Raw genomic sequence first — 22,516 nt, 5'->3', positions numbered from 1 at the left:
GCGAGTCGTCGGCGGAACGAACAAGGAAGACACCAGCATGTCCATCCAGCAGTCGGACGTCCTCTACACCGCCGTCGCCACCGCCGAGAACGGCCGTGACGGCCGCGTCGCCACCGACGACGGTCAGCTCGACGTCGTCGTGAACCCGCCCAAGGCCATGGGCGGCTCCGGCGCGGGCACCAACCCCGAGCAGCTCTTCGCGGCCGGCTACAGCGCCTGCTTCCAGGGCGCGCTCGGCGTCGTCGCCCGCAACGAGAACGCCGACGTCTCCGGCTCGACGGTCACCGCCGAGGTCGGCATCGGCAAGAACGACGAGGGCTTCGGCATCATCGTCAAGATCTCGGCGACCATCCCCAACGTGGACGCCGAGACCGCCAAGAGCCTGATCGAGAAGGCCCACCAGGTCTGCCCGTACTCCAAGGCGACCCGCGGCAACATCACGGTCGAGCTCGCCGTCTGAACCACGGACGCGCACACCGCGCGAGGACCGCACCCCGACCGACCGGGGTGCGGTCCTCGCCGCGTACGGGGGGCTGCGGCATCATGTCCGTGTCCTGCGGACGGGGGGAGCCGAGTGGTGTCGAACAACGGGTCGGAGCAGGCCGGTCACGAGCTGATCGGCGGGCGCTACCGCCTGGGCGAGCGGCTCGGCCAGGGCGGCATGGGCGTGGTCCGGCGGGCCACCGACGAGCTGCTCGGCCGCCCGGTCGCCGTCAAGACCCTCGCGCTCGACTCCGGCGCCGATCCGGCGGGCGCCCTGCGGGAGGCCCGGGTCGTCGCCCAGATCCGCCACCCCCATGTGATCGTCGTCCACGACGTCGTCGAGCACGACGGCCTGCCCGCCCTGGTGATGGAGCTGGTCGACGGCGGCTCGCTCGCCGACCGGCTGGCGGCGGGCGAGGTGCTGAGCCCGCGGGAGGCCGCCCGGCTCGGGCTCGACCTGCTCGACGCGCTGTCCGCCGCGCACGCCCGTGACGTGCTGCACCGGGACGTGAAGCCCGCCAACGTCCTCCTGGAGAAGGACACCGGCAGGGCGGTCCTGACCGACTTCGGCATCGCCAGCCTCCCCGGGGCGACGACCCTCAGCCGGACGGGGGTCTTCATCGGCACCCCGGAGTACACGGCGCCGGAGCGGATGCGGGGCGGCGACGCCGGACCCGCATCCGACCTGTGGTCGCTCGGCGCGCTGCTGTGCGCGGCGGCCACGGGCACCTCGCCGTTCCGCCGGGACTCGATCGGCGCCGTCCTGCACGCGATCGTGTACGAGGAGATCCGGCCGTCCGAGCGGATGGGACCGCTCGTCCCCGTCGTCCGGGGCCTCCTCGAACGCGACCCGGCCCGGCGCCTGGGTGCCGCCGAGGCCCGCCGGATGCTGGCCGCGTGCGCGGCGGGGGAGGAGCCGCGGCCCGTCGCGCACGCCCCCACCGCACGCGAGACCGACCCGCCCGCCCCGGGCCGCTCCACCCGCGCCTCCGACACGGCCACCGCCGGGGACCCGGGGGCCGGACGCCGGGGCGGCAAGGCCGTACCGGTCGTGGCCGCCGTCGTCGCGGTCTGCGTCGCGGCGGCGACCGTGGCGGTGCTGCGCGCGGTCCAGGGCGACCCCGCGACGGGGGCCCCGCCGGCCGGCCGGGGGAGCGCCTCGGCCACGTCGGCGCCCGGGCAGAACGCCCCGGCCACGTCGGCGCCGGGGCAGAACGCCCCGGCGGCGACGGCGCCCGCCACCGCGTCCGGGCCCACGCCCACCTCGGCCCCGTCCGGGCCCGGCGGTCACCTGTCCCGAGAGGTCACCGACGAGCGCGGCTTCAGCGTGGTCGTCCCCTACGGGGCGCGCCGCACCACCGACGGCGACCGGGTGTTCTACACCTCGGAGGACGGGGCCGTCCGGGTCGGGATCAGGATCCGGCCGATCCCGTCCGGCGGGGCGATCGGCGTGATGCGCTCCTCCGACGCGAGCGGGCCGACGGACTATCCGGGGTACCGCGACGCCAGGGTCGAGGAGACGACGCACCGGGGACTGCCCGCCGCCCGCTGGGAGTTCACCTGGAACGGATTCACGAGCGCCGAGGGGCCCCGGCACACCGAGGACATCTGCTGGGAGCGGGACGGGACCCTGTACGACCTGTGGGTGTCCGCCCCGGTGGACCGCCCCGAAGAGGCCCGCATCCGCTTCGGGGAAGCCCTCGACTCCTTCCGTACGACCGGCGGCTGACCTGCCCCGGTGGCTTCCGGAGGCACCGATAGGGTGGCCCCCATGCGTGATTTCGGGGCGGGTTTCAAGTACTTGGTGCGGGGCCAGAAGTGGGTCGGCGGGCACGGGCGCTGGCTCGGCTTCGGGCTGCTGCCCGGGCTCGTGACGCTCGTCCTCTACGCCGGCGCGCTCGTCGGCCTCGGCTACGGCGCCGACGACCTGACCGCGTGGGCGACGCCGTTCGCCGACGACTGGTCCTCGCCCTGGCAGGGGATCTTCCGCGGCGCCCTGACGGCGCTCGTCTTCGCCTTCGGGTTCTTCCTCGCGGTGATCACCTTCACCGCCGTCACCCTCCTCGTCGGCCAGCCCTTCTACGAGTCGCTCTCCGAGGAGGTCGACCGCAGCGAGGGCGGCGGGGTCCCCGAGTCGGGCCTGCCGCTCTGGCGCGAGCTGTGGATCTCGGCCCGGGACAGCCTGCGGATCCTGGTGCGGGTCGCGTTCTACGGCCTCCTCCTCTTCGCCTGCGGCTTCATCCCCGTGGTCGGCCAGACCGTCGTCCCCGTCATCGGCTTCTGCGTGTCCGGCTTCTTCCTCGCCGAGGAGCTGACGGCCGTCGCGCTCCAGCGCCGGGGCGTCGAGCTGAAGGAGCGGCTGCGGCTGCTCCGCGGGCGCCGGATGGCCGCCCTGGGCTTCGGCGTCCCGCTGACGCTCGCCTTCCTCGTGCCGTTCGTCGCCGTCCTCCTCATGCCGGGAGCGGTCGCCGGAGCCACCCTGATGGCCCGCGACCTGCGCGGCGAGAACGGCGACGGGGACGAGGACCCCGAAGAGAACGATCGGGCACGCGGCAACCTTCCTTCCCCCGGTGGCGACCAGGAGGTGCACCACTTCCCCCACTGAAGAAGGAACACATGACGTCACACAGGCGGAGGACGGCCGCGCCGGCGCGCGGTCGTCGGCGGCCTCGGCACCCTCGCCGTCACCGGCGCGGCCGTCGCCGCCGGCGGCCTGCTCGCCCGGCGGGCGCGGCGGGAGCCGTCGCGGCCCGGCCGGAGGCGAAGGGCGACAGACCGGTCGCCACGACCATCGGGGTCTCCGGCACCTACGACGGCAAGCTCAAGCGCTTCCACGACACCGGTGAACTCGGCTCGGACGGCCAGGACGAGAGCCGGAAACCCGGCTTCGTGCTCAAGGACGGCGCCGTCCTCAAGAACGTGATCCTCGGGACGCCGGCCGCCGACGGCGTCCACCGTCTCGGCGGCCGCACCCTTCGGAACGTCTGGTGGGAGAACGTCGGCGAGGACGCCGCCACCTCCAAGGGCACCTCCGCCGCGTCGGTGTACGCGGTGCACGGCGGCGGCGCGAGGAGCGCCTCCGGCAAGGAGCCCGAGGAGACCGGCACCGGCCCGGACGGCACCACCTGCCGCCACGCGGCCGGGTACCTCTCGTACGACTGATCCCGCGCGAGCGCCCGGTCCTCAGCCCCCGAGGACCGGGTGCAGCTCCGGACGCGCGTCCCACCAGGCCCGGTGGAAGGCGTTGCGGTCGACGTCCGCCAGGTACGCGCGGGCCGCCGCCCGGTACAGCAGCTCCGCCTGCGGGGTGGGGACCGCCGCCCGGTTCCAGGCGAGCCGGATCCGCCCCGTCACCGGGTCGCCCTTCAGGGGGCGCAGCACCGTGCCTTCCGCCGCCGGGGCCGTCGGTTGGCTCATCGAGATCACCCGGCCCTCCGCGATGAGGTCGTAGTGCATCTTGCGGTCGGCGACCCGGTGCCGCAGCGAGGGGGTGAAGCCGGCCTTCTCACAGGCCGCGACCAGCGCTTCCGGACCGCCGTCGTCATCCTCCGCCGGTGTCATCCAGGACTCGCCCGCGAGCTCGGCGAGCGCGATGCGCTCCCGGCCCGCCAGGGGGTGCGACGCCGAAAGCCGCACGCAGAACGGCTCCTTGGGGACGAGGGTGCGGGCCGTCGTCCCCTCGGGCAGCGGCACCTCGTGGTCGTTGACCTCGCCGTACAGGACGGCGTCGTACCGCCCCGCGCCGAGCTGCCGGGTCAGCGCCGTCACCGAGTGCTCGACGGTGACGGCGACCTCCCGTCCCGTCACGACCCGGTCCAGCTCCCCGAGCAGCCGGTCGACGAGGACGAGCATGATGCAGCCGAGCCGCAGCGGGGCGTGCGGGGCGGCCGCCCGGGCCCCGGCGACCAGCGCGTCCATCTCGCCGAGCACGAGCCGTGCCTTGGCGAGGACGAACTCGCCCAGCGGGGTGGGCTCCACACCGTGCCGGCCGCGCAGGAACAGCTCCCCGCCGGCGACCCGCTCGATCCGCCGCAGCTGCGCCGAGAGGGCCGGCTGCGAGACGCCGAGCCGCCCGGCGGCCCGCCCCAGACTGCCCGCTTCCGCTATCCGGCAGACGGCTTCGAGATGTCTCAACTCCAGCTGCATTTCAGCAGCGTACGCAGCGGTGCGCGGCCGCACCATAACCCGCGTCTTATGCCGGATGAGATGTCCCGAACTGGCCATGTCCACGCCCATACTCGGCGCGACGCTCAGTCTCCCCCACCACGATCCCCACCCCGATCGGAGCAAGACGTTGCACCCCACCAGACTCACGGCGACCGTGGCCGCCCTGGCGCTCTCGGCGAGCCTCGCGACCGCCCTCGCCGGCCCCGCCGCCGCGGCCCCGCAGGCGCAGCCCGTACCGCCCGGGCACGGGAAGTCCCTCGCGCTCGCCGCCGCGGACGAGGCCGCGGCGAGCGGCCTCGACGAGCTGCGGCACGGCGCCGACGAGGACCTCGTCCGGACGTCCGTCACCCCCTGGGCGAACGGCCTGTACTACGCCTCGTACGAGCGCACCTACCGCGGCCTGCCGGTCGTCGGCGGCGACGCGGTCGTCGTCTCCGACAGCTCCGGCAAGGTCCGCGAGGTCACCGGCGCCCCGGCGCCCGCCATCAAGCTCTCCACGAAGGCGAAGGTGACGGCCGAGGCGGCCCTCGCCACCGCCCGGAAGCAGCTGGCCTCGGTCGAGAGCGCGAGCGCCCCGGAGCTGACCGTGCTCCTCAAGGGCGGCAAGGCCGTCCTCACCTGGCACACCCTGGTCATCGGCCGGACCGCCGAGGACGCCCCGAGCTCCCTCGACACCTTCGTCGACGCGCGCACCGGCTCCGTCGCCCGCGCCACCGACAAGATCCTGCACGCCGACGGCCGCGGCTACCACAACGGCAACGTCACCATCGACACCGCCGCGACCTCCATGACCGACACCACCCGCGGCGGCTTCAAGTGCGGCGGGCAGAACGGCAGCGCCTACACCGGCACCCCGCCGTGGGGCAACGGCACCGCCAACGACCTGGTGACCGCCTGCGTCGACATCATGTACGCGGCGCAGAAGGAACACTCCATGCTCAAGGAGTGGTTCGGCTACAACGGCCAGAACGGCCAGGGCGGCATGGTCCCGGCCCGCGCCGGACTCGCCGAGGTCAACGCGTACTACGACGGCACGAAGACGACCTACGGGCGGTCCCAGACCGGTGCCAACCAGCTCACCGGCATCGACGTCGTGGCGCACGAGTACGGCCACGAGATCTTCGACCGGACGCCGGGCAGCTCGGGCTCGTCCAACGAGAACGGCGGCATGAACGAGTCGACGGGCGACATCTTCGGCGCGCTCACCGAGCACTACGCCAACAACCCGAACGACACCCCGGACTACACGGTCGGCGAGAAGGTCAACTTCTTCGGCGACGGCAAGCCGATCCGCTACATGTACAACCCCTCGCTCGCCGACAACGCCCCCAACTGCTACCCGCAGCTGACGTCCAACACCGAGGTGCACGCGGCGGCCGGCCCGCAGAACCACTGGTTCTACCTGCTCGCCGAGGGCTCCAACCCGGGCGGCGGCAAGCCCAGCAGCCCGATATGCTCCGGCGGGCCCTCCTCCGTGACCGGCATCGGCATCCAGAAGGCCGGCAAGATCTTCATGGGCGCCCTGCTCATGAAGACCTCCTCCTGGAACCACCCCGCCGCCCGCAAGGCGACCCTGACCAGCGCCAAGAACACCTACGGCAGCGCCGAGTGCAACGCCGTGAAGGCGGCCTGGAACGCGGTCGGCGTGCCGGCCCAGTCCGGCGAGACCGACTGCGGCGGCACCACCGCCCCGGACTTCACGCTCGCCCTGAACCCGTCCTCGGGCTCGGTCCAGCCGGGCGCCTCCGTCACCTCCACGGTGAACACCTCCACCACCGGCGGCAGCGCGCAGACCGTGCAGCTCTCCGCGAGCGGCGCCCCGAGCGGGGTCACCGTCTCCTTCAGCCCCTCCTCGGTGACCTCCGGCTCCTCGTCCACGATGACCGTGCAGGTCGCGGCGGGCACGGCCAACGGGACGTACCCGATCACCGTCACCGGTACGGGCTCCGCCACGCACACGGTCACCTACCAGCTGTCGGTCGGCACCACGACCCCGCCCACCGGCTGCGACAGCACCGAGTACACCTACCAGGGCACCCTGGCCTCCGGTCAGGCCCAGGTCCAGCCGGACGGCTCGTACTACTACTCCGCGACCTCCGGCACCCACGTGGGCTGCCTGCGCGGCCCGGCCGGCGCCGACTTCGACCTGTACCTGCAGAAGTGGAACGGGTCGACGTGGGCGGACGTGGCCGTCGGCGGCACGGCGACCGCCGACGAGGACACCAGCTACTACGGCACCGCGGGCTACTACCGGTACGTGGTCCACGCGTACAGCGGCTCCGGCGCGTACACGCTGGGCCTGAGCGCCCCGTAAGGGGATGAGCGGGGGCGCCGTCGCGGACCGGGGGTTCCGTGACGGCCGCCCCGGAGGGCCGGACGGTCGTATGTCCCACGACCGTCCGGCCCTTCCCCCGTGCTCAGCCCACCTCGGCGAGCACGAACCCCGGTTCCCCGGACCCCGCGTCCGCGATCCGCTCGCCGTCCGGGCCCCAGGCGCCCGCCCCGCCCACGCCGGTCCCGTCCTCGTTGGGCCCGAGCACGTTGCCGAGCACCACGTGCAGGCCGAAGTCCCTGGCCCGTACCGGATACACCTCCTCGAAGGAGTCGTTGTCGGCGCCGAGCACCGAACTCGCCAGGTACGCCGCGCAGCCGTCGGCGGCCGCCCGCTCGGCCAGTTCCGGGAAGCGGTTGTCGTAGCAGGTGGCCAGGGCGAACCGGACACCGTCGAGCGTGAACCGCCCGTCGGCACCGCCCGGTTCGAAGACCTCCGCCTCGACCCCGTACAGGTGCTGCTTGTCGTAGCGGGCGAGGAGCGAGCCGTCCGGGCCGATCACCAGCGTGGTGATCCCCGCGCCGGAACCGCCCGCGCCGTCCTCCCCGCGCGGACCGGCCGTCCGCACCGGCCCGTTGACCACGGCCGCCGCGCCGACGGCCCGGCACGCCTCCCGCACGGGCGCGAGGCGGGGGTCGTCCTCGGTCAGGACCAGGGCGGGGGAGTCCCGGATCAGGGAGGGCTCGTACCCGGTCAGGCAGAGCTCGGCGAAGACGACCACGCGGGCCCCCTCCGCCCCGGCCGCCCGGACCAGACCGGCGATCGTGCGGACGTTGGCGTCGACGTCCCCGGCGACGGGGGCGAACTGGGTGGCTGCGAGGATCATGGCGGCCATCATCCCGCGCCCGACGGTAAGGATCAAGATCGGTCAGAGGGTATTAGCCGGTCCGCCGTCTCGCGGAGCAGGCCCAGGAACGCGGACGCCGCGACCGCCGGGGTCGCGGGCGCCGCCGCGCGGATCCGGCGGTGCGGGACGTCCTCCCCGCCCGGGGGCCGGCCCTGCTCGGCGAGGACCCGGCGGCGCCCACCCGCTAACCGCGGCCCCCGGAGCCGTGCAGCAGTCGCAGGAAGTCCCGGAAGGCGCCCGGCATGTCGACCGCCGCCGGGTCCAGGAGCCACTGGTACTGGAGGCCGTCCATCACCGCCGTGAGCAGGGGCGCGGCCCGCTCCGGGGTGAGGCCGCCGGGCAGCCGCTCGCCGAACTCCAGGCGCAGGACGTCCGCCATGTTGGCCCGCACCTGCGCGTACCGCTCGGTGAAGAACTCCCGCGCCGGGTGCCCGTCCGTGACGCTCTCGCCGAGCAGCGCGGAGAAGGTCTGCACGATCCCGGCCCGCATCGCGTTGTACTCGACGAGCGACTCCAGGAGGTCCAGCCGCCAGCCCTCCCGGTCCCGGCCCCCGCTCGTGTCCCAGCGGTCCCGCTCCTCCAGGACCGCGACGAGCAGCGCCTCCTTCGTCGGGTAGTAGTGCAGCAGTCCCTGCTGGGTCAGCCCGACGCGCTCGGCGACGGAGCCGAGGGTGGCGCCCCGGTAGCCGCGCTCGGCGATCACCTCGAGGGCGGCGCGCAGGATGTCCGCGCGCCGCTCCTCGCTCCTGGCCCGCACCATCGCCGTGGCCCCCTTCCGCAGGTTCGTCCGTCCGACAGGACCGTACCCGCTCTCCCCGCCCCATGAGTAACGAAAGAATAACGTCACCTACCGATCTACAGGTAGGTGAGGGCACGATGGGCGGCATCGGGGTCATCGGCACGTCAACGAGGAGGTACGGCCATGGCGGAGAACACCGCGGAGACCGTGAGGAACGCGGTCGTCGAGGCGGCGCTCGGCAAGCTCGACCTGGACGCCAAGACCCGGCTGCTCGCCGGCCAGGACATGTGGTCCCTGCCCGCCCTGCCGGAGATCGGCCTGGAGTCCCTGGTCATGTCCGACGGCCCCATCGGCGTCCGCGGCGTCCGCTGGACCGCCGACGACCCGTCCGTCGCGCTCCCGTCCCCGACCGCGCTCGCCGCCGCCTGGGACCCCGCCCTCGCCCGCCGGGCCGGCCGGCTCCTCGCCCAGGAGGCCCGCCGCAAGGGCGTCCACGTCCTCCTCGCCCCCACGGTCAACCTGCACCGCACCCCGCTCGGCGGCCGCCACTTCGAGGCCTACAGCGAGGACCCGTACCTCACCGGAGTCATCGGCACCGGCTACGTCCAGGGCGTCCAGGACGGCGGCGTCGGCACCACCGTCAAGCACTTCGTCGCCAACGACGCCGAGACCGACCGCTTCACCGTCGACAACAGGATCGCCCCGCGTCCCCTCCGCGAGCTCTACCTCGCCCCCTTCGAGGCCATCGTCGAGAACGCCCGCCCCTGGGGCGTCATGACCGCCTACAACCAGGTCAACGGCGTCACGATGACCGAGCACCACCAGCTCGTGAACGAGGTCCTGCGCGGCGAGTGGGGCTTCGACGGCTTCAACGTCTCCGACTGGATGGCCGCCCGCTCCACCACCGCCGACATCACGGGCGGCCTCGACGTCGCCATGCCCGGCCCCCGGACCGTCTACGGCCCGGCCCTCGCCGCCGCCGTCCGCGCCGGCGAGGTTGAGGAGTCCGCCGTCGACACCGCCGTGCGCAACGTCCTGAGGCTCGCCGCCCGCGTCGGCGCCCTCGAAGGCGCCCCGCCGGTCGTCACCGACCACCCCGCAGCCCTCGACGGCGACGCCCTCGCCCGCGAGATCGCCCGCCGCGGCTTCGTCCTCGTACGGAACGAGAACGGCGCCCTGCCCCTGAAGAACGGCACCGTCGCCCTCTCCGGCGCCGCCGCCCGCGACGCCCGGGTCCTCGGCGGCGGCTCCGCCCAGGTCTTCCCCGACCACGTCGTCTCCCCGCTCGACGGCCTCGCCGCCGCCCTCCCCGAAGGCGCCCTGACCTTCACGGTCGGCGCCGACCCCAGCGAGGAACTCGCCCCCGCCGATCAGGGCTTCACCCTCCGCGCCCGCTGCCGCGACGCCGCCGGGAACGTCATCGGCGAGGGCTCCCTGCCCAACGGCCAGGTCCAGTGGATCGGCGACGACCTCCCCGAGGGCGTCACCCACGAGGCCCTCGCCTCCATCGAGGTCATCGGCACCTTCACCCCGCGCGAGTCCGGCGAGCACGCCTTCGGCACCCGCGGCCTCGGCGCCTTCACCCTCACCGTCGCCGGGGAGACCGTCTTCGACGGCACCCAGGTCATGGGCCCCGAGACCGACCCCTTCGAGGCCTTCTTCGGCTCCCCGGTCGAGCGCGGCAAGGTCGCGCTCACCGCCGGCGAGACCGTCGGGGTCTCCCTGCTGCACACCCTCGACGAGGAGTTCGCGGCCCCGCTCCCGGCCGTCATGTTCTCCTTCGTCCACCTCGGCCCCCGCCGTGACCCCGACGAACTGATCGCCGAGGCCGTCGAGGCCGCCCGCGCCGCCGACACCGCCGTCGTGGTCGTCGCCACCACCGAGCGCGTCGAGTCCGAGGGCTTCGACCGCAAGGACCTCGCCCTCCCCGGCCGCCAGGACGACCTCGTCCGGGCCGTGGCCGCCGCCAACCCGAACACCGTCGTCGTCGTCAACGCCGGCTCCCCGGTCGAGCTGCCCTGGCGCGAGGACGTGGCCGCGATCCTGCTCGGCTGGTTCCCCGGCCAGGAGGGCGGCGCCGCCCTCGCCGACGTCCTCACCGGCGCCGAGGAGCCCGGCGGCCGCCTCCCCACCACCTGGCCCGTCGCCCTCGCCGACGCCCCCGTCACCGAGGTCGCCCCGACGGACGGCGAACTGCACTACACCGAGGGCGTCTTCATCGGATACCGCGCCTGGGACAAGGCCGGCGCCGTCCCCGCGTACCCCTTCGGCCACGGCCTCGGCTACACCAGCTGGTCGTACGACTCCCTGGTCACGGCCCCCGGCACGGCCACCGTCCGGATCACCAACACCGGCGGCCGGCCGGGCCGCGAGACCGTCCAGATCTACCTGGCGCCCGTGAACGACGGCGTGGAACGCCCCGCCCGCTGGCTCGCCGGCTTCGCGAGCGTCGAGGCCGCGCCCGGCGAGAGCGTCGAGACCACGATCGCGCTGCCCCGCCGCGCCTTCGAGATCTGGGACGAGGACGAGCACGACTGGACCCTCGTCACCGGGACGTACGAGGTCGTCGCGGCCCACTCCCTCACGGACGCCCGCCTGACCGCCACTCTGGAGATCTGACCGCCGAAGCCCCGGCGAAGCCCCGCCGAAGCCCCGGCGAAGCCCCGCCGAAGCCCCGGCGAGGACCCGCCGAAGCCCGCCGAAGACCCGGCGGGCACCCCCGAGACCGGCCCCGGGGCGGAACCTGACAACCGCCCCGGGGCCCCTCACTCCTTCGTGATCCGCCGGTACGCCAGATCCGCGAGCCGCGCCTGCCCGTCCCTGCTCGGATGGAACCAGTCCCAGGGGCTCAACTGCCCGCCGTCGAAGCGGAACCCGAAGACCGCCCCGCCGTCGTACCGGCAGCGCGCGTCCTTCGCGCAGACCTCCTCCAGGACCCCGTTGTACGCCACCACCCGGTCCCGCACCGCCGACCGCCGCCGCTCCGCCGCCGGACCCAGGTCCTCCGCGTCCGCCAGCATCGCGCCGCAGATCCCCAGCTTCCACACCTCAAGCCCCGTCGGGCTCACCCGCCCCGTCGACCACAGGCGCTTCAGGTCCGGCACGCTCGCCACGTACACCTGCGCCTTCGGCGCGCCCGCCCGCAGCCGGGCGAGGGCCGTCTCGAAGGAGGCACGGAAATCGGCGACCGGGGTCATGAGGTCCGGGGTGGCCCGGCAGGCGTCGTTCGCCCCCATCATCACCGTCACCAGCTCGGGCTTCTCGGCGGCCGCCCCCGCCATCTGCGCGGGGAGGTCCGCCATCCGCGCACCCGTCCTGGCCAGGTTCCAGCTGCGGGTGGCCACCTTCCCGGGGCCGAGCAGCCGCAGCGCCAGGCTGTTGACGGCGGTGTCCGTCCCGGTCGCCCAGGACGCCTCGGGACAGTCCGAGAGGAGGGAACACGCGTCGAAGGCGCGGGTCATGGAGTCGCCGACGGCGGCGACGGAGGCGGGGGAGACGTCCCAGGAGGGTGCCGGTCTCGGTTTCGGCCCGGGAGCGGACGCCTCGACCGGGGCCTTCTCCGGCTCCCCGGCGGTGCAGCCGGAGAGCGCCCCGCCGCACAGCAGCGCGGCCGTCGCGGCGGCGACAGCGGTACGGAATCGGCGTCGGCCGCGCATCTCCGGCCCCTCCTTCGGCGTCCTGGCGGGTGAAAGCTTCGTGTTCACCCGCCCCCGGACCGACCGTACGTCACACCGATGACGGCGCGGCACGGTAGCTTTTCCCCCGTCGAACCAGAGGCGCCTTTGCCGACCGGCTCCGGTAAATTACATCACGTCACATGCTGTCCCTTTTCTGATGGTTTGCGATGTCCTGCTCCTGATGCTGTTTACTGAGGCCGCTGGGAAGGCGAACCTCGTCCCACACTGGAGGTCCCGGTGACGACACGTGGAGTCCTGTACGTTCACTCCGCACCGCGCGCGATGTGTCCGCACGTCGAATGGGCGGTCGCGGGTGTCCTCGGCGCGAGGGTCCAGCTCGACTGGATCCGCCAGCCGGCGTCCCCCGGCACCTGGAGAGCCGAGTTCTCCTGGCAGGGCCAGACCGGCACCGCCTCCAAGCTCGCCTCCGCGCTCCGCGGCTGGCAGATGCTCCGCTTCGAGGTCACCGCGGAACCCTGCCCCACCGCCGAGGGCGAGCGCTACAGCGCCACCCCCGACCTGGGCATCTTCCACGCCGTCACCGGCATGCACGGCGACATCCTCGTCCCCGAGGACCGGCTGCGGGCCGCCCTCGCACGCTCCGCGCAGGGCGAGACCCAACTGGAGACGGAGATCGCCAAGCTGCTCGGAAAGCCCTGGGACGACGAGCTGGAACCCTTCCGGTACGCGGGCGAGGGCGCCCCCGTCCGCTGGCTGCACCAGGTCGTCTGACACGGGCGGATCCCGCCCGGGCGCGCAGGCGGCGCGCCGGCGGGACAGAAGCGACGCGTGACGCTGTGCCGGGCCCGCGTTCGGCGCGGCGGCGGCCCTCCCGGGAGCGGGGGGCCGCGGGCGCGCACGGCCGACGGGCCGCGCGGCGCCGAGCACACGAAGGGGCCCACCCCCGGCGGGGTGGGCCCCTTCGTGTCGAGCGTGGATCAGACCGTGCGGAACGCCAGCACCACGTTGTGGCCGCCGAAGCCGAACGAGTTGTTGATCGCGGCGATCGTGCCCTGCGGGAGCTCGCGCGGCTCGCCGCGGACGATGTCGGCCTCGACCTCCGGGTCCAGGTCGTCGACGTTGATCGTCGGCGGGGCCACGCGGTGGTGGAGCGCCAGGACCGTCGCGACGGTCTCGATGCCGCCCGCGCCGCCGAGGAGGTGACCGGTCATCGACTTCGTCGCGGAGATCGCGACGTGGTCCAGGTCGTCGCCCAGGACCTTCCGCAGCGCCTTGATCTCGGCGACGTCGCCCTGCGGCGTCGACGTGGCGTGCGCGTTGAGGTGGACGACCTCGGACGGCTTGAGGTCCGTGGAGTCCAGCAGGTTCTGCATCGCGGCGGCGATGCCCCGGCCGGTCGGCTCGGGCTGCGCGATGTGGTGGCTGTCGGCCGACAGGCCCTGGCCGAGCACCTCGCAGTAGACGCGGGCGCCGCGGGCCTTCGCGTGCTCCTCGGACTCCAAGATCACGACACCGGCGCCCTCGCCGAGCACGAAGCCGTCGCGGCCGGTGTCGTAGGGGCGCGAGGCCTTCGTCGGCTCGTCGTTGTTCTTGGACATCGCCATCATGTTGGCGAAGGCGGCGATCGGCAGCGGGTGGATCGCGGCCTCGGTGCCGCCGGCGACGACCACGTCGGCACGGCCGGTACGGATCATCTCGACGGCGTAGCCGATCGCCTCGGCACCCGACGCGCACGCGGAGACGGGGGTGTGGACGCCCGCCCGGGCGTTCACCTCCAGACCCACGTTCGCGGAGGGGCTGTTGGGCATGAGCATGGGCACGGTGTGCGGGGAGACGCGGCGGACGCCCTTCTCCTTCAGCACGTCGTACTGGTCGAGCAGCGTGGTGACACCGCCGATGCCGGAGGCGATGACGGAGCCGAGCCGCTCGGGGGCGACGGACGAGTCCTCGCCCGCCGGAGCGGTGTAACCCGCGTCGGCCCAGGCCTCACGGGCCGCGATCAGCGCGAACTGCGCCGAGCGGTCCAGCTTGCGGGCCAGCGGGCGGGGCAGCACGTCGCCGGGATCCACCGCGGCGAGCGCCGCGATCTGGACGGGCAGTTCGGCGAACCGCTCCCCCTCCAGGGGCCTGACGCCGGAGCGCCCCGCGAGAAGACCTTCCCAGGTCGACGCGGAGTCGCCACCCAGCGGTGTGGTTGCGCCGATACCGGTGACGACCACGGTGCGATTGGTCGAGCTCACAGGAATTCGTTCTCCATGTGTGTGATGGTCGGAATACGGCGCCACCGCCGGGTGGCGGACCGAGTCAGCGTGGACCGAGTCGGCAGGGGCCGAATCAGGCCTGGTGCTTCAGGATGTAGTCGGCGGCGTCGCCGACCGTCTTGAGGTTCTTGACGTCCTCGTCCGGGATCTTCACGTCGAAGCGCTCTTCGGCGGCGACGACGACCTCGACCATGGACAGCGAGTCGACGTCCAGGTCGTCGGTGAAGGACTTGTCCAGCTGGACGTCCTCGGTCGGGATGCCGGCGATCTCGTTGACGATCTCGGCGAGACCCTCGACGATCTGCTCCTGGGTGTGATGAGCCATAGTGGCGCTCCTTCTTGCGGTTACTTCGGTAAAAGGGGGCTTCCGGAGGATCCGGTGTGCCTAGGGGAGGGTAACGACCGTCGCGGCGTAGACGAGACCCGCCCCGAAGCCGATGACGAGCGCGGTGTCGCCGCTCTTCGCCTTCCCGGTCGCCAGGAGCCGCTCCATCGCGAGCGGAATCGAGGCGGCCGAGGTGTTGCCGGTGGTCTCCACGTCACGGGCGACCGTGACGTGCTCCGGCAGCTTCAGAGTCTTCACCATCGAGTCGATGATCCGCATGTTCGCCTGGTGCGGGATGAAGACGTCCAGGTCGTCCGCCGTGATGCCGGCGGCGTCCAGGGCCTGCTGGGCGACCTTGGCCATCTCGAAGACGGCCCAGCGGAAGACCGCCTGGCCCTCCTGCGTGATGGCGGGGAACTTGATCTCTCCGGCCGAGTTCAGCGGCAGGTTCGAGACGTCGCCGCCGTGGAACTCGTTCCACGGCACGGTCTGCTTGATCGTCTCGGACTTGTCGCCCTCGGAACCCCAGACCGTGGGGCCGATGTGCGGCTCGTCCGAGGGGCCGACGACCACGGCGCCGGCGCCGTCGCCGAACAGGAAGGCCGTCGCGCGGTCCTCCAGATCCGTCAGGTCGCTGAGCCGCTCGACACCGATGACCAGGACGTACTCCGCCGAACCCTCGACGATCATGCCCTTGGCGAGGGTCAGGCCGTAGCCGAAGCCCGCGCAGCCGGCGGAGATGTCGAACGCGGCCGGCTTCCCGGCGCCGATCCTGTCGGCGATCTCGGTGGCGACGGCCGGGGTCTGCTTGAAGTGCGAGACCGTGGAGACGATCACGGCGCCGATCTGCTCGGGGGCGATCCCGGCGTCGGCGATGGCCTTGCCCGAGGCCTCCACCGACATGGCGGCGACCGTCTCCTCCGGAGAGGCCCAGTGGCGGGTGGAGATGCCGGAACGCGAGCGGATCCACTCGTCGGACGAGTCGATCTTCTCGAGGATCACCTCGTTCGGCACGACCCGGGTGGGGCGGTAACCGCCGACACCGAGGATCCGTGCGTACGGGGCGCCCTTGCTGGGCTTGATCTTCGACATGTTTCTCGACACTCCTTGTCAGACGGCCGCGTGCTCGGCGATGAGCGTACGGGCCGCGTCGAGGTCGTCGGGAGTCTTGAGGGCGACCGTGGCCACCCCCGGCAGGGCGCGCTTGGCGATTCCGGTCAGGGTGCCGCCGGGGCACACCTCGATCAGCGCGGTCGCGCCGAGTTCCTGGAAGGTCTCCATGCACAGGTCCCAGCGGACCGGGTTCGCGACCTGGCCGACCAGACGGGCCACGACCTCGGCGCCGTCGGTGACGACCTGCCCGTCCTTGTTGGAGACGTAGCGGGTGACCGGAGCGGCCGGCGACAGCTCCTTCGCCGCCTCCTCCAGCGTCGCCACGGCCGGGGCCATGTGGTGCGTGTGGAAGGCGCCCGCGACCTTGAGCGCGACGACCCGGCGGACGCCCTCGGGCTTGTCCGCCTCCAGGGCGGCCAGCTGCTCCAGGGTGCCGGCGGCCACGATCTGGCCGGCGCCGTTCACGTTGGCGGCGGTCAGGCCGAGCTTCTGCAGGTGCGGAACGGTCACTTCGGGATCGCCGCCGAGCAGCGCCGACATGCCCGTCGCGGTGATCGCGGCGGCCTCGGCCATCGCACGACCACGGGCACGGACGAGACGGAGCGCGGCGACGTCGTCGAGGACGCCCGCGAACGCGGCGGCCGTGAACTCGCCGACGCTGTGACCGGCGACGACGCCGGGGGTCACCTCTCCGAGAGCGGCCGCGGACAGCAGGCCGGCGGCGACGAGGAGGGGCTGTGCCACGGCGGTGTCACGGATCTCGTCCGCGTCCGCCTTCGTGCCGTAGCGGACGAGGTCGAGCTCGATCGCGTCCGACCAGGCCGCGATGCGGTCGGCGGCGCCGGGGAGTTCGAGCCAGGGGGTCAGGAAGCCGGGCGTCTGGGCGCCTTGGCCGGGAGCGACGAGTACGAGCACCCTCACACTCTCTCTTGGGGACGGCTCCGAGCGCCCGTGAGGACAAGGACGAAGAACCGTCGGGGGAATTGTTGGTGTTCGACAAAAGTCTAGGACTGCGGATCTCCGTCGGCCAAGCGTCCCAGGATCAGGGCGATCCGCAGCGTGAACGCGGAACGAACATCGGAGGGTGACCAACCGGTGACGTCGGTCACACGTCGAAGCCGGTAGCGCACGGTGTTCGGGTGGACGAAGAGCATCCGGGCCGCGCCTTCCAGGCTGCTCGCCTGTTCCAGATAGACACTGAGAGTTTCGAGCAGCGCCGATCCCGCTTCCTCCAGCGGTCTGTAGATCTCCTCCACCAGCTGCTCGCGCGCCGAAGGGTCGGAGGCGATGGCGCGCTCCGGAAGGAGATCGTCCGCCAGGACCGGCCGGGGCGCGTCCTGCCACGCCGAACAGGCCTTGAGACCGGCCGCCGCCGCCTGCGCGGAGCGGGTCGCGGCGAGCAGGTCGGGAACGATGGGACCGGCGACCACCGGCCCCGCCGCGTACGGCCCGATCAGGGCCTTGGCGACGGCCAGGGGGTTGTCGTTGCCGCCCGCGATGACGACGAGCCGGTTGCCGAGGACGCCGGTGAGGACCTGGAGCTTGGCGTGCCGGGCGGCCCGGCGGATCGCCTCGACGGTCAGCTCGCTGTCCCCGTCGGGCGCGGTGCCGAGGACCACGCACACGTGATCCGGGGAGTTCCAGCCGAGGGCGGCGGCCCGGGACACGGCCCCCTCGTCCGCCTCGCCGGACAGCACCGCGTTGACGACGAGCGATTCGAGCCGCGCGTCCCAGGCGCCCCGGGCCTCGGCGGCCTGCGCGTACACCTGGGCGGTCGCGAACGCGATCTCGCGCGCGTAGACGAGCAGCGCCTCCCGGAGGATGCTCTCGTCCCCGGGGGCGGCGACCTCCTCGATCGCCGATTCCATGACCTCGATCGTGGTGCGGACCATCTCCACGGTCTGCCGCAGGGTGATCGCGCGGGTCAGTTCCCGGGGCGCCGTGCCGAAGACGTCGGTGGAGATGGCCTGCGGGGTCTCCGGGTGCCGGAACCACTCGGTGAACGCGGCGATGCCGGCCTGGGCGACCAGCCCGATCCACGACCGGTTCTCGGGCGGCATCGCGCGGTACCACGGCAGCGTCTCGTCCATGCGGGCGATGGCGCCGGCGGCGAGCCGCCCGGACGACTGCTCGAGGCGCTTCAGGGTCGCGGCGTGCGGATGGGAGGCGTTCACGGGTTCAGGCACGGGGACAAGACTGCCTTATCGGGACGCCGGCATGCGGGGTCGGGGCCGCTTCGCCGGGCTACGGTACGTCCGTGATACGCATCCAGCGCGCGGCCGAGCGGTACCCCGGGGGCGACCCGGCGGCCGGGATCGAGACCCGGCACGCCCTCTCCTTCGGACCGCACTACGACCCCGACAACCTCCGCTTCGGCGCGCTCCTCGCCGTCAACGAGGAGCGGCTGGCCCCCGGCGCCGGCTTCGACGAGCACCCCCACTCCCGCACCGAGATCGTGACGTGGGTGGTGGAGGGCGAACTCACCCACCACGACTCGGCCGGCCACACGACGGTCGTCCGCCCCGGCGACCTCCAGCACCTCAGCGCGGCGTCCGGCGTCCGCCATGTCGAGCGCAACGACGGCCCCGCCCCCCTGACCTTCGTCCAGATGTGGCTCGCCCCGCTGGATCCGGCCGGCCCGCCCTCGTACGAGGTGGTCCGAGGCCTCTCCGACGCGTACGCCCTCCCGGCGGCGGGCGCGGTCCTGCGGGTGGAACGCCTGCGCGCGGACGCGCGCCTCGACCTTCCGCCCGCCGACTTCACGTACGTGCACGTGGTGCGGGGCGAGGTGTCGCTGGGCGCCGAGCCCCTGGGCCCGGGCGACGCGGCCCGTCTGACGGCGCAGGAGGGCTCGACGCTGCTGGCCACGACGGAGGCGGAGCTCCTGGTGTGGGAGATGCGCGCGGCCCGGTGGCCGGCTCCGTAGGTCCTTCGGGGGTGACGGCCGGGCATTCAGACGGAGGCGGCTTCGAGGAGGGCTTCGGCGGCAGCGGTGCGGGCGTAGAGGACGGAACGGCCGGTGCGGTGGGCGCTGACCAGTCCCGCGTTGCGCAGCGCGGTGAGGTATTGGGACACCCCGGCCGGGGAGAGTCCGGTGCGGTGGGCGAGTTCGGTGGTGGAGGCCGGGGTCGCCAGTTCGGTCAGCAGCAGGGTTCGTGAGCGGCCGAGGACGGGGGCGAGGGCGCAGGTCCCCGTGGCGGACCGTGATTCCCACAGCATGCCGACGCCACGTGCTGGATAGGCGAGTTGCGGCGGGTCCGGCGGTCGCACCCGGGTGCGCAGGCCGGGGCCGGTGAACGCGGACGGGATCAGCAGCAGTCCTGCGCCCGCGGAGTGGCGGGGCATGGTGTGTTTCCGGCGGACCAGTGTGAGCGTGTTGTCGTCCCAGCTCACCGAAGTGTGCAGGTCGTTGAAGAGGTGGCCCGCGCCGTGCTCGGCGACGGCGCGGGCCCGGTGGAAGATGTCGGCGTTCAGTACGGCCCTGATCCGTGCCCAGTAAGGGGCGAGCGCCAACTCCCAGTACCTTTCGATCTCTTGCGTGAGCCTGGCCAGCCGGGAGGACGGGTCGGCACGAAGGCTCGATAGCCGCGGGCCGAGATGCCCCTGATGGCGGGCGAGATGGTCGAGGTCCTGGCGTACCCGGTCGGCAGGCGAGGCCAAGATCGCATCCCACTCTGCCGCCGGTGCGGGGGCCGGCTGGCCGGGGGCCGGGTTGAGGAAGTCGGGCACGTAACCGGAGGACCCGATCAGCTCGGCGAGCCAGCCCCGGTCCAGGCCGGCAGCGACCATGCGCGGCCGCACCTGCTCGACCCAGGGCCGGTGGACCGGGTGCACGCTGGTCGATGTCAGCAGCCGGAAGCTGGGGGCGACCTCCCACATCGGCGAGACGGCGAACCGCACTTGAGCGAGATCGTTCGCTGAGAACGCCAGTTCTGCCACGACAATCGCCCCTCGACGGATTCAGGCATGCCTTAAACAATGGCCCGCCAGGGTACCGTGCGCCGATCATCCCGCCATGACCTCACAGACCATCACCGCAGCGGCATCGGGCACCTGGAAGCTCGGGGACCGCACGGTCAACCGGATCGGCTTCGGCACGATGCGCCTTCCCCAGCACGGCGAGGCGTTCGCCCCCGACGCCCTCCCGCGCGACCGCGACCAGGCGATCAAGGTGCTGCACCGGGCCGTCGAACTCGGCGTGAACCACATCGACACCGCCGCGTTCTACTTCTCATCGCTGCGCAGTGCCAACGAACTGATCAACCACGCCCTGGCGCCCTACCCCGACGACCTCGTCATCGCCACCAAGGTCGGACCCGGCCGCGACCCCTCCGGCGCCTGGCTGCCCCACGCCACCCCCGAGCAGCTGCGCGGCCAGGTCGAGGAGAACCTGCGCCAGCTCGGCCGCGACCACCTCGACGTGGTCAACCTGCGGATCGTCGGCACCGATTCCCTCACCGACCGCTTCGGCGCGCTCGCCGAACTGCGCGACGCCGGACTCATCCGCCACCTGGGCCTGTCCAACATCCATTCCCACCACCTCGCCGAGGCTCAGGCCATCGCACCAGTGGTCTGCGTCCAGAACATGTACGGCATCGGCGCCTCACCCGAGCAGGAGGAGCTCCTGCGCCTGTGCGGGGAACAACGCATCGCGTTCGTGCCGTTCTACTCGATCGCCGGCACCGGACGCACCGCCGGCGCGCCCGCCGACGACAGCACTACGGTGCAGGCCCTCGCCCGCGCCCGCGGAGCGAGCACCGCCCAGGTCCGGCTGGCATGGACGCTGCACCGCGGCCCGCACGTCCTGGCCATCCCCGGCACCGGCGACCTCACCCACCTCACCCAGAACGTGGCGGCCGGCTCTTTGCGCCTGTCCCAGGACGAACTGGCCGTTCTGGACTGTGTCCCTCCCGAGGACGGCGGAGTCCATTTCTCCTGACCCCGACGGCCTGCCGTGCCCGCCGCCTGCCCGATATCGCTGACCTCCTCTCAGAGGCGCCGACCGAAGAAGGCGGCCTCCGGCCACAAGACCGAGCACCGGCCGCGGGTGCGTGCGCAGGTGGTGCTGCATGCGGCGCGCGGCCGCTCGAATGCGCGGATCGCCGCAGGGACGGGGCTGCACCTGGACACCGTGCGCCGCCGGCTGACCCGGGACGCGCTCAAGTCCTGGCAGCACCGCTCCTGGATCTTCATCACCGACCCTGACTTCCGCCCCAAGACCGAACGCGTGCTGGACCTGTACGCCCGCATCTTCGACGGCGAACCACCGGGCACGGACGAGTACGCCACCAGCGCCGACGAGAAGACCCCTGTCCAGGCCCGCTGCCGCTGCCACCCCACTCTCGCCCCCGGACAAGCCCGGGCGAGGCGCGTCAGCGCAGCGCGCTCTTCGCCTTCCACTGGTCCCAGGACAGGTTCCACGCCCCGTAGCCGTTGCCCTCCGCCACCGTCCCCTTCGTCTCGCGCCCCTTGATCTCGAAGGGGTCGCCCACGTTCACCGACGTGTAGAAGGAGGACGCGTCGGCGTCGCTCATCCCGATGCACCCCGAACTGCGGTTCGCGCGCCCGAAGTACGCCGCGTTCCACGGCGCCGCGTGCGCGTACATGCCCGACCACGTCAGCCGCATCGAGTAGTCGACGTCCTTGTCGTAGGCGTCGCCGAGGCCCACCGTCTCGGAGTTCATGTTGATGGTGCCCTCCTTGGCCATGAGGACGGCCGTGCCCCGCCAGGACCGCTTGTCGCCGCCGGGGGTGCCGCCGGAGACGGGGACGGTGCGGACCGTCCGCCCGTCCCGCTCCAGGGTCAGCCGATGGGCGTCGAGGTCGACCTTGACGACCTGCGCCGCGCCGACCGTGAAGCCCGTGCGGTAGTCCCGTACGAACCACCCGCCGCCCGAGTCCGTGCCGTCCAGGTCCGCTTCGAGGGTGACCCTGGTGCCGGGCTTCCAGTACTCCCGGGGGCGCCAGTCGGCCCGGTCCCGGCCCGAGTGGTCCTTGATCCAGCCCCAGGAGCCCTCGGTGCCGTTGGAGGTGGTCACCTTCAGCTGCCGTTCCACGTCGGCCTTCCGCGTCACCGGCAGGTCGAAGACGATGGAGAGCGGGTGCCCGATGCCGACCGTGGTGTTCTTGCCGGGGGCCAGGGTCACCTTGTTGACCTTCTCGGGCCGCGGGGTGGTGAAGGACGTCCGGCTGGTCGACTCCTTGCCGTCGGCCGCACGGGAGGTCACCTCGACCGTGTACGAGGTGCCGGGCGCCGCCTTGCGGTCCGACACCCAGCGCGTACCGCCCGCGTCCGTACGCCCCTTGAGGCCACCGCCCTCCGCGTCCACGACCCGCACCGCCGTGAGCGTCCCGCCGGTCGCGGTCACGTCCACCGGGCTGCCGGCCTCCTTCTTCACGACCGTCACCTTCACCGGCGGTGCCTGCGAGGCCCCTGACCCGGCCCCCGTTCCCGACGGGCCCCCGTCCGCCGCCTGGGCCGTGCAGGCGGTGAGGGAGACGACGAGCGCGACGGCCGCGAGGGCGGGACGGGGTGTGCGTATCGGCAGCACGGAAGACCTCCGCGTGTGAGGAAGGAAGGGTGGGATGTCCTGGACTGTAGGCCGCTCCCG

At 72.9% G+C, this 22,516-nt stretch carries 20 protein-coding genes; 9 read left to right on the top strand and 11 right to left on the bottom strand.

What is annotated here, in order from left to right; translation table 11 throughout:
* The first annotated feature begins 37 nt into the window (after nucleotides 1-37).
* The 4 genes from IE180_RS10335 (at nucleotide 38) to IE180_RS10320 (ending at nucleotide 3,645) form a co-directional block, all read left to right on the top strand.
* Nucleotides 38-460 carry an organic hydroperoxide resistance protein gene (locus IE180_RS10335; protein WP_190156521.1) on the top strand — a complete coding sequence of 141 codons (423 nt, stop codon included), beginning with the start codon at nucleotides 38-40 and terminating at the stop codon, nucleotides 458-460.
* A gap of 117 nt (nucleotides 461-577) precedes the next feature.
* Entirely contained in the window at nucleotides 578-2,212 is a 1,635-nt protein-coding gene (locus tag IE180_RS10330) for a serine/threonine-protein kinase (RefSeq protein WP_268255446.1), read from the top strand.
* Between the two features lie 42 nt (nucleotides 2,213-2,254).
* Nucleotides 2,255-3,088, top strand: coding sequence for an EI24 domain-containing protein (locus IE180_RS10325; RefSeq protein WP_190156520.1), 834 nt, complete (start codon nucleotides 2,255-2,257; stop codon nucleotides 3,086-3,088).
* An 11-nt stretch (nucleotides 3,089-3,099) separates the two neighbouring features.
* On the top strand, nucleotides 3,100-3,645 hold the full coding sequence (locus IE180_RS10320) for a pectate lyase (RefSeq protein WP_229860419.1): 546 nt from the start codon (nucleotides 3,100-3,102) through the stop codon (nucleotides 3,643-3,645).
* A gap of 21 nt (nucleotides 3,646-3,666) precedes the next feature.
* On the opposite strand, the gene IE180_RS10315 is transcribed toward IE180_RS10320, so the two are convergent.
* Entirely contained in the window at nucleotides 3,667-4,629 is a 963-nt protein-coding gene (locus IE180_RS10315; protein ID WP_190156519.1) for a LysR family transcriptional regulator, read from the bottom strand.
* A 76-nt stretch (nucleotides 4,630-4,705) separates the two neighbouring features.
* Here IE180_RS10315 and IE180_RS10310 point away from each other — a divergent pair, with 76 nt between their 5' ends.
* Nucleotides 4,706-6,964, top strand: a complete 2,259-nt coding sequence (locus tag IE180_RS10310) for a M4 family metallopeptidase (protein ID WP_229860418.1) — start codon at nucleotides 4,706-4,708, stop codon at nucleotides 6,962-6,964.
* 103 nt (nucleotides 6,965-7,067) lie between these two features.
* Here IE180_RS10310 and IE180_RS10305 read toward each other — a convergent pair whose 3' ends face one another.
* Together IE180_RS10305 and IE180_RS10300 are read right to left on the bottom strand one after the other, a co-directional pair.
* Nucleotides 7,068-7,808: a carbon-nitrogen hydrolase family protein gene (locus IE180_RS10305; protein ID WP_190156518.1), complete on the bottom strand. Its 741-nt coding sequence runs from the start codon at nucleotides 7,806-7,808 to the stop codon at nucleotides 7,068-7,070.
* 205 nt (nucleotides 7,809-8,013) lie between these two features.
* A complete protein-coding gene (locus tag IE180_RS10300) occupies nucleotides 8,014-8,589 on the bottom strand; it encodes a TetR/AcrR family transcriptional regulator (RefSeq protein WP_190156517.1) in 576 nt (191 codons plus the stop codon).
* Between the two features lie 162 nt (nucleotides 8,590-8,751).
* Between IE180_RS10300 and IE180_RS10295 the strand changes: the two genes are divergently transcribed.
* The gene (locus tag IE180_RS10295; RefSeq protein WP_190156516.1) at nucleotides 8,752-11,187 is read left to right on the top strand and encodes a glycoside hydrolase family 3 protein; all 2,436 of its coding nucleotides are present in this window, start codon (nucleotides 8,752-8,754) and stop codon (nucleotides 11,185-11,187) included.
* Between the two features lie 146 nt (nucleotides 11,188-11,333).
* Here IE180_RS10295 and IE180_RS10290 read toward each other — a convergent pair whose 3' ends face one another.
* Nucleotides 11,334-12,224: an SGNH/GDSL hydrolase family protein gene (locus IE180_RS10290; RefSeq protein WP_190156515.1), complete on the bottom strand. Its 891-nt coding sequence runs from the start codon at nucleotides 12,222-12,224 to the stop codon at nucleotides 11,334-11,336.
* Between the two features lie 258 nt (nucleotides 12,225-12,482).
* Here IE180_RS10290 and IE180_RS10285 point away from each other — a divergent pair, with 258 nt between their 5' ends.
* Entirely contained in the window at nucleotides 12,483-12,977 is a 495-nt protein-coding gene (locus IE180_RS10285; protein ID WP_123451988.1) for a DUF3145 domain-containing protein, read from the top strand.
* A 206-nt stretch (nucleotides 12,978-13,183) separates the two neighbouring features.
* On the opposite strand, the gene fabF is transcribed toward IE180_RS10285, so the two are convergent.
* The 5 genes from fabF to fasR form a co-directional block, all read right to left on the bottom strand.
* Nucleotides 13,184-14,446, bottom strand: a complete 1,263-nt coding sequence (fabF, locus tag IE180_RS10280; RefSeq protein WP_190156514.1) for a beta-ketoacyl-ACP synthase II — start codon at nucleotides 14,444-14,446, stop codon at nucleotides 13,184-13,186.
* A 94-nt stretch (nucleotides 14,447-14,540) separates the two neighbouring features.
* Nucleotides 14,541-14,792, bottom strand: coding sequence for an acyl carrier protein (locus IE180_RS10275; RefSeq protein ID WP_190156513.1), 252 nt, complete (start codon nucleotides 14,790-14,792; stop codon nucleotides 14,541-14,543).
* Nucleotides 14,793-14,852: 60 nt separating this feature from the next.
* Entirely contained in the window at nucleotides 14,853-15,884 is a 1,032-nt protein-coding gene (locus IE180_RS10270; protein ID WP_190156512.1) for a ketoacyl-ACP synthase III, read from the bottom strand.
* Between the two features lie 18 nt (nucleotides 15,885-15,902).
* Nucleotides 15,903-16,820: an ACP S-malonyltransferase gene (locus tag IE180_RS10265; RefSeq protein ID WP_190156511.1), complete on the bottom strand. Its 918-nt coding sequence runs from the start codon at nucleotides 16,818-16,820 to the stop codon at nucleotides 15,903-15,905.
* Between the two features lie 89 nt (nucleotides 16,821-16,909).
* Entirely contained in the window at nucleotides 16,910-18,091 is a 1,182-nt protein-coding gene (gene fasR, locus IE180_RS10260; protein ID WP_190156510.1) for a fatty acid biosynthesis transcriptional regulator FasR, read from the bottom strand.
* A 71-nt stretch (nucleotides 18,092-18,162) separates the two neighbouring features.
* On the opposite strand from fasR, the gene IE180_RS10255 reads away from it, so the two are divergent.
* The gene (locus tag IE180_RS10255) at nucleotides 18,163-18,831 is read left to right on the top strand and encodes a pirin family protein (RefSeq protein ID WP_190156509.1); all 669 of its coding nucleotides are present in this window, start codon (nucleotides 18,163-18,165) and stop codon (nucleotides 18,829-18,831) included.
* 26 nt (nucleotides 18,832-18,857) lie between these two features.
* Here IE180_RS10255 and IE180_RS10250 read toward each other — a convergent pair whose 3' ends face one another.
* Nucleotides 18,858-19,850: an ArsR/SmtB family transcription factor gene (locus tag IE180_RS10250; RefSeq protein ID WP_229860443.1), complete on the bottom strand. Its 993-nt coding sequence runs from the start codon at nucleotides 19,848-19,850 to the stop codon at nucleotides 18,858-18,860.
* 70 nt (nucleotides 19,851-19,920) lie between these two features.
* On the opposite strand from IE180_RS10250, the gene IE180_RS10245 reads away from it, so the two are divergent.
* Nucleotides 19,921-20,844 (top strand): aldo/keto reductase, encoded by a 924-nt coding sequence (locus tag IE180_RS10245; RefSeq protein WP_190156508.1) that lies wholly within the window; start codon nucleotides 19,921-19,923, stop codon nucleotides 20,842-20,844.
* A 433-nt stretch (nucleotides 20,845-21,277) separates the two neighbouring features.
* Here the strand turns inward: IE180_RS10245 and IE180_RS10240 are convergent, their stop codons facing one another.
* Entirely contained in the window at nucleotides 21,278-22,456 is a 1,179-nt protein-coding gene (locus IE180_RS10240; RefSeq protein ID WP_190156507.1) for a L,D-transpeptidase family protein, read from the bottom strand.
* Nucleotides 22,457-22,516: the final 60 nt, after the last annotated feature.

Origin of the sequence: Streptomyces litmocidini, assembly GCF_014649755.1 — a bacterium.
GTDB lineage: Bacteria > Actinomycetota > Actinomycetes > Streptomycetales > Streptomycetaceae > Streptomyces > Streptomyces litmocidini.
The sequence above is the reverse complement of the archived record's forward strand: the minus strand, read 5'-3'. Positions and strand labels throughout refer to the sequence as shown.